A 9,062-nucleotide genomic window follows, 5' to 3' on the forward strand; every position below is an offset into this window, starting at 1 on the left:
GGCGTTGCGATCCCTCCAGGGATGATCAGCGACCCCCATGGTAAAGGTGCAGGTCAGGGGTGTGGTGGGGTGGGGGTGAAGGGGCGATCTTGCGGCGGTTCGGCGGTGATGTAACTGCGCAGGTCAGGGGCTTGATCGTCTGGTTAGAGGACGGAGTCCTGGTTGCCCATGGGGACGCCGAGCCATTCGGTTTCGACGAGGGCGGGGGAGCGGGTGCGGTAGACGCGGATGCTGTCGTAGGTGAGGTCGAGCTGGTCGCGCAAGGTGGTCATCAGGGCGCGGTACTGGGCGGCGGACAGCTCTCCCTCGAAAACGCTGCGTTGCACCCAGTGCAGGTACTTGCGGCAGGTGCGCAGGGCGTTCGGGTTGCGCTCGGCTGCGGTGTCGTAGACGAGGACGACGAACATTGCGCTACCACCACGGCCGGAATGGCGTGTACGGCGTGCCTTCCAGGCAGAGCCGTACCAGCTTGAGTGCCTCCAGATGGATGAGCTCCTCGTAGGAGACCTTTCGCTTCAGCGTGCGGTGAAAGACGGTGGCGGCGAGCTCCTCACGCATCATCACCGATACCTTCTTCCGGCCCTCCCGGCTCAATGAAGCTGCGCCCACGTCAGCCTCGAAATCCGACGGTCGGAGGGTCTTCTGGGAAGCGGCGCGGCGGAGCAGACGTTCGGCGAACAGCGGCTTGAAGGGCTCGGCGATATCGAGAGCGAGGGTGTTGCGGCGGCGGTCGGTGTCCGCGTGCAAGAAACCGATCGCGGGATGCAGGGGAGTGGCCCGCAGGGCGGTGAGGACGCGGCCGTAGACGACGCTGTTCGCGTAGCTGATGAAGGCATTGCCCGCGTTCGTCGGCGGTCGCCGAGTGCGACCGTCCAGGCGGAGCCAGGCCGGCAGGATCGTGTCGAAAACTCCCCACGCGGAGCGCCTGAAATTGCCTTCGGCGCCCATCAGTTCCTCGCTGCTCTCCGCGGTGGCAAGGCGCTTGCCGAGCGCGTCCAGCGGCCCGTCGAGCAGGTCGGTCTCCAGCGACCAGCGGACGTTCGCGGCAGTGGCCGCGATCAGGGAGCGGGCGATCGCGGCCCGTCGTGAGGGGGCGGCGGTCAGTTCGACCTGCGCCCGCACCACCTGCGCGGACGACATGTCCTCTGCTGGCATGAGGGCCCCGGCGTAGTTGCCGTAGTGGTCGAGAATGTGAACGACCACGCCGTGCCGGCCGAGCAGCGACACGGCGGCCGTGTTGATGTCGACGTGGTCGAAGGTCACCAGATCGCGGATATCGGTGATCGGTAGGCGGACGGGGCTGCTGTCGGCCCGCTCGATTCGCAGGCTGTTGTCCTCCCGCCGAATCCGGCACGGTTCGGTCAGCCAGTAGGTTCTCCCGGCGGCGGGCATCTCATCCCCAGCAGTAGTCGGTATACGAACAGCCCCGGCAGCGGCGGCGTTCCAGCCGTGGCGGAATTGCCGGGGCGGATATCACGCCGCGGGCCTGCGCTTCGGTTTCGAGGGCGCTGCGGCGCGCGTCGTCGTCCCACGTGACGGTGACGGTGCGGCGAATCAGTGGGTAGTGGATGACTCCGCTGCGCACGTTGACCCCTCGCCGTTCCAGCAGCAGGCAGTAGTGTCGCACCTGCGCCTCGTGCGCCGGGCTCGGCGCCCGCGACGACTTCGTCTCGTGGACGACCGCACCCGTCGTCACCCAGTCGATCTTCGCCTCGCCGAGGTCGATGTCGCGGCGGCGGGTGAACGTCGTCTCGTCGACAATCTCGCCGAACGAGACGAGGTCGCTGGAACCCTCCGGTCGATAGCCCCGCATGTACAGCCAGAGCTGCCGCGGGCAGTGCAGCAGGTACTTGACGTGGACCCCGCCGAGTGATTCCGGCTCGCTGGCCGGCCCGGCGTTCACAGCACCGTGTCCACGGGAGGGGAGCCATCGGCAGCACCGGGCGTCGCACTGTCGAGAACGGAAAGGTCCAGGCCGGTCTCGGTGGAGTAGGGAGCGTCGACGACGCACACGCCGAGGCGTCGATCAGGCACCGCGCGCCCAGCCTGCGTCAACCGGATTCGCTGCTGGAAGGAGATCGGGATGAGTAGCCCCTCGGCGAGCAGCGGATCTCCGCGTTCACGGTCGGCCAGGTCGCGGTACTCCTCGACGTCGTCCGTGTGCAGCACGTGGACGGTGTCGAACGCCTCGTCGAGGTGCTCGGCGAATTCGGAGCGGTCGTCGAAGGGACGGCGAAACGTCAGGAAGCTCGTCCAGAACGCGTCGCGGTTCTGCCGTGCCGTCTGCGTCCAGCGCCGTCCCCACTCGGTGGCGTAGACATGGTCCAGCCAGGCGGTGATGGTCTGCTCGGAGATCGTCGGATCGGTGTCGACGGTGGAGCGCAGCGCCGACCAGGCCGCCGCCAACGCCTCCTCCTCATAGGGCAGGTGCCGTTCGACCGGGTGGACGCGGAACTCGACCGGCCCGTCGGGATGGCGTCCACGTCGGTTCACCCGGCCGGCGCGCTGCGCGACCGCCTCGATCGGCGCCAGTTCGCTGGCCCCGCGGTCGAAGTCGAGGCACAGCGACACCTCCAACGCCTGGGTCGAGACGACGAGCCCACCGCCTCGCCGCGCCGGATCGTCCGGTGTGCGTTCCGGATGACGGTCGAGGATGCGCCGCTCGATCCCCGCCCGGTCCCGCGCCCTGAACCGCGAGTGCAGCAGGATCGCCGCGTCCGAATCCGCCTGGCCGTCGACATTTGCCTGGCCCGCGACGCCGGGCGAGGCAGCCCGTGCGGCCGGCGTGAGGTCGGCGTAGAGCTGCTGCGCGGTGCGGACGGTGTTGGCGACGACGAGGACGGAACGGCCCTCGGCCAGCCAGCGGCGGACGGCGTCGAGGCTGGCCGGGGCGATGATCGGTTCGTCGGCGAGGACGAGCCGATGCCGGTCCGGGGCCGTGCCCGGCGCGGCGCGCACCACCTCGACCGCCCCGCCCAGGCTGTCCTGAACGAGTTCGATCATGGGCTGGGCGAGGGTCGCGGACAGCACCGCGACCTGGCTGCCGAGCTGCGACCACAGCCGCATCGCCGCGCAGATCCGGCCGAACGTGACCGGGTCGTAGGCGTGCAGCTCGTCGAGGACCATCAGGCAGTTGGCCTGTTCGAGCAGCACCGACGAGTAGCGCGGGCCGGCGATGGCGGCCCGCAGGAGCTGATGCGGCGTCGCCACCCGCACCCGCTGGGCGAACAGCCGCATGGCGCCGGCCCGCGCCCGCGCCTTGCGTGCGGCGTCCCGCGGTGAGGGGCAGTCCTCGGCGACCGCCCGCTCCAGCAGCGTGCGCGCCGCGGTCGCATGCAGGACGCCGATGTCCGGCCGCTCGCCGGTCGGCTGGCCGCCGGTCGGCTGGCCGTCGGTCGGAGGCTCGCCGGTCGGAGGCGGGTCGAGGTTGGTGCGGAAGCGGTCGGCGGCGGCGTCGATCGAAGCCCGGTACGGCAGCACCCACACCAGCCGCGCCTGGCCGGGCATCCCGTCCAGGCGGGCCGACGCCCAGGCCAGGCCGGCCTCCGTCTTGCCGCTGCCGGTCGGCGCGAGCACGACGACATGCCCGTCGGCGGCCGCCGCGGCGCGCTGGTGAGCATAAGGCGTCGCCAGCCGGTCGAGGAAGCGGCGGGGTAGCGGCATGTGTGTCTGGAGCGGCACGTGTGCCGATCCGGCATGGTCGGCGAGCGTCACCGCGCCCTGGAGCAGCACGGCGAGCAGGCCGGACTCCTCGCTCACCGGATCGATCCACCGGTCGCGCGTCGCCAGGAACAGCCCGCGCGCCCGTTCCCACAGCCTGCGGGCCGGGTCCGGGTCCGGGTCCGGTGCCAGGGCGAGCTGGCCCGCGAACCAGGCGAGCAGTTCGGCGTGCCGCTGCCGCGGGATCTGGACGGGCGGCCTGCCCTGCCGCAGGTCGTCGGCCGTGCCCTTCCCGAAGTAGCGGCCCCAGTCGGCGTCCTCGAAATAGCGGTGGGTGAGTGGCTCGGGGGACCTTCCGCTGACCTCACCGCTGGATGTCAGCGCCCGATGATGGAACAGGACACCGGTGGCGGTCATCAGCCGGTCGCCGGGAGCCCCGGCCTCGCTCCCCGGATGGAACAGGTCGACGTAGGCGAGCGAGAGCACCTCGTGACGCTCACCCCACGGCTTGCCGTTGGGGCGGACCTGACGCTGGAAGCCCTCGGCGACCTTGCCGGCGTCGTGGAGCAGCGCGGCCCGTTCCACGCAGGCCCAGAACCGGGGCTCGGCGGCGATTGGCCCGGCCGGCCCGATCCGCGCCGCGACGGCCCGGGCCGCGTCCCGCACCGACGCCGAATGCTCGGTGAGCTGTTCGGCCCTGCCGTCGGCGGCCCGCTCCGCCGACTTCGCCAGCACCCTCCCCAGCTCCCCCTGGTCCCCGATCTCTCCGGACTTCTCGGAGCCCGCGAGTAGCCAGACGGCCTGCCCGTCGAGATCGTCCCGGTAGGCACCATGGACGTCGTGCTCCCCGGCGGGGTCGGCGCACCACAGCAACGAGCGGTAGTCCGTGGCCAGCCGATCGGAGCTGACGGCGACGGCCATCCGCAGCGACACGGCCTGCGGCGCCGCGTGCCCGTCTGCGGGCGCGACGGCGTGGCCGACGACGGCCCGCTTGGCCGGGCGCAGCACCGTCCAGCGCGGCGACCCGACGAGGTGGACGAGGTCCTGCGAACGACCCAGCCGCAGGCCCCAGACCGGCCGGCGCAGCGCCGCCGCAAGCCGGCGGCCGTCCGCCCCGGGAATCCACAGCGTGACTCGGACGCCGGCGAGGAACGGCCGTTCACGGATGGTCATCCCGCCCTTGCCGGGGGCGACCCGGCCGCCGATCGCCGGGTTGGCGCCGTCGGCGGCGATCGGATGGTAGGTCTCCAGGTCGATGCCGTTCGCGGTTGCGCTCGCCGCGAGGCCAAGCGGGACCGGTTCGCTCGGCCGTCCGGTCGCCGCGGCCAGCATCCCCCGGATCGTGGACGGCGGCGGCACCGGCAGGCAGCGGGTCACCCCGGGGAACATCGGGTCGCGAAACGACGCGATGGGCACGGCGAGCTCAACCCGCAGCGCCTCGACTGCCCCCGTTGACGGCTGCCGGCCGCCGGCGGCGTCGCTCACCGGCGCACCATCCATCTGCGCTCCATCCGCCTGCGGGGCTTGCACCTGCGGGGCTTGCGTACGCGGGTACTCGGGAGGCTCATCGGGCCGGGTCGTCGAACCAGCCGTCGTGCTCGCCGCGGCGGATCCGCTCGGCGAGGTCGCGCAGGACGGTGCGGGGATGGCCGAGCACGACCGTGCCGGCGCCGATCTCCTCCGCGAGGTCGGTCTCGAACTGCTTGCGCAGCGTGTCGCGGAACCCCGGCCGCCAGCCGACGAGCACCGGCGCCTCCCATTCCCCGTCCCAGGCTTCGAGCTCACGGCGCAGCACGTCGCCGCGGACCTGCAGGCCGGTGCCGTCGTCGGCGCCGTCGATGACGAACCCGAGCGGGTTCACCCCGCCGGCCATCGGGACCAGGGCGAACAGCGCCGGCAGCCGGTCGCCGTAGTGCAGCGCCTTCTTCGCCCCGCCGGCGAGCTCGGCGAGCGCGTCCAGCAGCAGCGCCACCCGCCGGCGCCGCTCGGCCAGCGGCAACCGCACCGCGCCGTGACCGCGGAACGTGGTGCTCGTCGCCCCGGCCTGCGCGGCGGCGGCGAGGCTCAACGCCTCTTTCTCGGTCAGGTAGTTCGGCCGCCCGGCGCCGTGGCGATCCGGCAGGGTGAAGGTGCCGACCCGCGGAACGTCCAGCAGCAGCGGAGCGGCGAGGTCCGCGGTGTAGAACTCGTGGGCGTGTAGGACCGGTTCGGGAATGTTACGCGACATCACCCCGAAATCCTCGGTGAGACGGACCGGCTCCACCGACAGAAACGTCCCGACCATGAAGGCCGTGTCGCGCACGGTGGTGGACGCGTCCTCGGACTTCGCGGTCGCCTTCAGATAGCCGAACAGGTCGTCGTCGGCATATTCGATGGGATTGGCGGCGGTCGTCGCCTTCTGCGCCTTCTGCTGGGCCTTACCGACCCGCTCGGTCGGTGACGGCACCGCGCCGGAAGCGGTCATCGTATCCCGCAGCCAGCGGCGGAAGGCCTGGGCGGAGACATAGGGATAGTCTCGGCCGCGGATCCTCGCCTTCTTCACCCGGGCGGTGGTGGCATCACCCCGACCGTTGTTCGGGGCGCCGGCCTCGACCGCGAGCACGAGCTTTCCCGCCAGATAGGTCATCGTTCCTACGCCCCTTCGTAGTCCGGGTCGGTCGGGTCCACCAGGTCGGCCCCGAACAGGGGCTCGTCGGGTTTGACCGTGTCCGGTTCGTCGTCGCTCTTCTTGCCGATGGCCGCGCCGCGATGGTCAAGTTCCGCGGCCACCTCGAAGAAGAGCTGGCCGCGCAACTGGTATCCCTGCGGTCCGTGCAGCAGGCGCTGGGCGACGTCGGTGATGTCCGCCGCCTTCCGGCCGTCGAGTATCAGCCGGGCGGTCGCCTCCATCAGCAGGCGCTGCAGTGCGTAACTGCGGCCGGCCGCCCGGCAGTACTCGTTGAAGCGGCCCCGCGGATTCGTCGCCTGCATGATCCAGTCGGCCAGCAGGGTGGTGACCGGGGCGAGAGCGGCTGCGTCCACGCCGTGCATCTCCTTCAGATAGAGCGCATGCAGGGCCCGCCAGGCGTGGATCGTCGTGACGGGAATCTTCGTCAGGTCGCCGGCCTGCTCGGACAGGTAAGAAAGGATACGGTCGGTGCGGCTGTTCGCCGAGGCGAACAAGGCGCGGGCGAGGACATCCCGGCCGCTCTGGCTGACCTTTCCATCGGTCCCCCGGCGGGTGAGGCTCCGCCGCAGCGCCTGCCATCCTTGTTTCGCGTCCCGGTCGGCGCGCAGTGCGCGGAGGAACGTGACGACGGCGATGCGGGTTTCGCTGACCCGCAGCCACGGCTCCTGGTTGTCGTTCTTGAAGCTCCACAGGGTGGCGGCGACGGGCCGGTCGACCGCGTGCCGTTCCAGGGCGTGCAGGGTCACGCTTTCCGGGGACGCGCTCGCCGCCAGCGACGTGAACCCGGTCTGGCGGATGCGGGCGGAGCGTTCCAGGTTCACCTCGGTGAACCGCCACTCAACGTCCGGGTTCTCGCAGGTCAGGACGGTCGCCGAGCCCAGGGTGACCGAGGCGCCGTAGGGCATCGCCCACATCGCCAGCCGGCACGGCCGGCACACCGGCCAGCCCCCGACGCCCGGCGGCAGGGTGTTCAACGCCTTCGTGGTATCGAACATCGGCAGCGTCGACTTCGCCCACAGCACGCTCGTCGCCCCGCCGCAGAATGCACACGGACGGATCGTCGCCGCAGCCGCCTCCTGGCCGCTGGCCTCGGCGGCGAAGTAGCGGTTCACCTCGGCGGTGAGCTCGTTCCGATCGCGGCTGCGCTTGGCGTGGGTCGGTTTCGCGTTCGGGTACATCGCGAAGAGGATCTTCCACCAGTCGTAGGCCGCACCCGCCTTGGCTGCGACCGCCGCGTTGACGACATCCGAGACGATCCTCTCGGCGACTCGATCCAGATCCGCCGAGCTGACCTGACCGACGTCGTCGTGGTCGGCGAGAAGGACTATCGAACGCGCCCCGGCTCGCTGCAACGGATGCTCTGTCAGGAAGAGACGATCGTTGACCTGGCTGGCGGAGATTCCGGCAGCGGCCACCTCAGCGAATCCATCCGAAGCCCTGATTGGTGCCGAGCCCGAGGCCCCAGTCGTAGACGGCGTCGAGGAGGGCGGAATCCGCGCGAATGCGGACCTCGGCCGTGCTGCCGTGCCGGGGCGCCCGCTGCACGAGGAACTTGCGGGGTGGCCCGGAGGAGATGACCTCGATGTCGTTGTCGGCGGGCAGGCCGAGCAGGTCGGCCTTGTGCCGCAGATTGTGGCTGAGCCGATCAGTGAACTGCGGATGGTCCGGATGGATGTAGCGGTCCTCCCACTTGATGAGAACCGGCGTCCGCGTCGAGAATACCGCCTCGCCGGCCTGATGGTCAGGGGCCGGTTCGAGTTGCACGCCGCGGAGGGTGAGCCGCAGCGACGCCCAGCGCAACGTCTGCCGGCCGGCGATTCCGGCGAGCAGCGCGGAGGCGACGCGGGGCACCGGAGAACCAAGCCAGAGTGAACCGTCCGCCGAGGTGCCGTAGACGCCGCGGCTCTTGCGCGCACCACGGAACTGCGGTGTCGAGATACCGAGCGGACGCAGCGGCGATCCCGCGAAGCCGCGCTCGTGCAGTTCCTCGGCCAGCTCCGGATCCTGACCACGGATCAGGTCGTAAGCCAGGGCCCGCGCCGGCGTGAAAACATCATCCCATTGCAACGGCGACCTGTCGGCCGCGAGATCGACCCTAAATCTCATGCATCCCCCGTTCATGCGCGGACCGTTCAGTCCGGTGGCAGCGGCTGCGCCGTCACCCGCACAGCCGGAAAGTGTCGCACAGCCGCAACCACCCCCCGCTGGCAGGGGTCACCGCAGCGACGCAAGGTGCAGGAATGCGCCACCCGGACTGTGCGGCGGCGGCCCCGTCGTCGATTCTCGACCGCAGCCAGACGCATAGCCTGACCTGCACGGATCTCACTCTCTTTGCTGGAGAGAAGAGGTAGATCCGGCCGGGTTCCCGCCCACGTCTCGACCGCGTCCCACGCACCGCATGGCTCCGAGGCGCGCGCTGGCTTGCTCTGCCAGCGGAGCGGCGGCGAGCCCACTTGGACGCCCGAGCGGGCCCGGGATGCTGTACTCCTCGATGCAGGTTCACGTTCGCCGCAAGTGCGCCCGGCGCCCAACGGGTCAGCCTCGGGTCGCGGAGCCCCACGCTCAGCGCCGCAAGCCTCCCCAACAACTCAATCTGGATCATGCCCCTGACCTGCACAGTTGCATCACCGCCGAACCGCTGCAAGATCGCCGTCTCATCCCCGCCCCACCCCGCCCCTGACCTGCACCTTTACTATGGGGGTCGCTGATCATCCCTGGAGGGATCGCAACGCGT

General features: G+C 70.7%; 7 protein-coding genes. All 7 read right to left on the reverse strand.

Annotated features, from left to right (window positions below):
• Window positions 1–143: 143 nt before the first annotated feature.
• Window positions 144–407: a CRISPR-associated endonuclease Cas2 gene (gene cas2 / locus UK82_RS29265; RefSeq protein ID WP_055410615.1), complete on the reverse strand. Its 264-nt coding sequence runs from the start codon at window positions 405–407 to the stop codon at window positions 144–146.
• A 4-nt stretch (window positions 408–411) separates the two neighbouring features.
• Window positions 412–1,392 carry a type I-B CRISPR-associated endonuclease Cas1b gene (cas1b, locus tag UK82_RS29270; RefSeq protein ID WP_055410618.1) on the reverse strand — a complete coding sequence of 327 codons (981 nt, stop codon included), beginning with the start codon at window positions 1,390–1,392 and terminating at the stop codon, window positions 412–414.
• A 1-nt stretch (window position 1,393) separates the two neighbouring features.
• Window positions 1,394–1,903, reverse strand: a complete 510-nt coding sequence (locus UK82_RS29275) for a CRISPR-associated protein Cas4 (RefSeq protein ID WP_055410620.1) — start codon at window positions 1,901–1,903, stop codon at window positions 1,394–1,396.
• A complete protein-coding gene (locus UK82_RS29280) occupies window positions 1,900–5,160 on the reverse strand; it encodes a CRISPR-associated helicase/endonuclease Cas3 (protein WP_055410622.1) in 3,261 nt (1,086 codons plus the stop codon). The genes UK82_RS29275 and UK82_RS29280 overlap by 4 nt, the downstream gene beginning before the upstream one ends.
• A 64-nt stretch (window positions 5,161–5,224) precedes the next feature.
• A complete protein-coding gene (gene cas7i, locus UK82_RS29285) occupies window positions 5,225–6,286 on the reverse strand; it encodes a type I-B CRISPR-associated protein Cas7/Cst2/DevR (RefSeq protein ID WP_055410624.1) in 1,062 nt (353 codons plus the stop codon).
• 5 nt (window positions 6,287–6,291) lie between these two features.
• The gene (locus UK82_RS29290; protein WP_055410626.1) at window positions 6,292–7,743 is read right to left on the reverse strand and encodes a hypothetical protein; all 1,452 of its coding nucleotides are present in this window, start codon (window positions 7,741–7,743) and stop codon (window positions 6,292–6,294) included.
• Window position 7,744: 1 nt separating this feature from the next.
• On the reverse strand, window positions 7,745–8,434 hold the full coding sequence (cas6, locus tag UK82_RS29295) for a CRISPR-associated endoribonuclease Cas6 (RefSeq protein ID WP_055410628.1): 690 nt from the start codon (window positions 8,432–8,434) through the stop codon (window positions 7,745–7,747).
• Window positions 8,435–9,062 lie beyond the last annotated feature (628 nt).

It is taken from the genome of Frankia sp. ACN1ag (assembly GCF_001414035.1).
Classification (GTDB): domain Bacteria; phylum Actinomycetota; class Actinomycetes; order Frankiales; family Frankiaceae; genus Frankia; species Frankia torreyi.

Coding starts and splice junctions, on each gene's coding strand:
- cas1b (WP_055410618.1), bottom strand. CDS start 1,392: ATGCCCGCCGCCGGGAGAACCTACTGGCTGACCGAACCGTGCCGGATT.
- cas7i (WP_055410624.1), bottom strand. CDS start 6,286: ATGACCTATCTGGCGGGAAAGCTCGTGCTCGCGGTCGAGGCCGGCGCC.
- cas6 (WP_055410628.1), bottom strand. CDS start 8,434: ATGAGATTTAGGGTCGATCTCGCGGCCGACAGGTCGCCGTTGCAATGG.
- cas2 (WP_055410615.1), bottom strand. CDS start 407: ATGTTCGTCGTCCTCGTCTACGACACCGCAGCCGAGCGCAACCCGAAC.
- UK82_RS29280 (WP_055410622.1), bottom strand. CDS start 5,160: ATGGATGGTGCGCCGGTGAGCGACGCCGCCGGCGGCCGGCAGCCGTCA.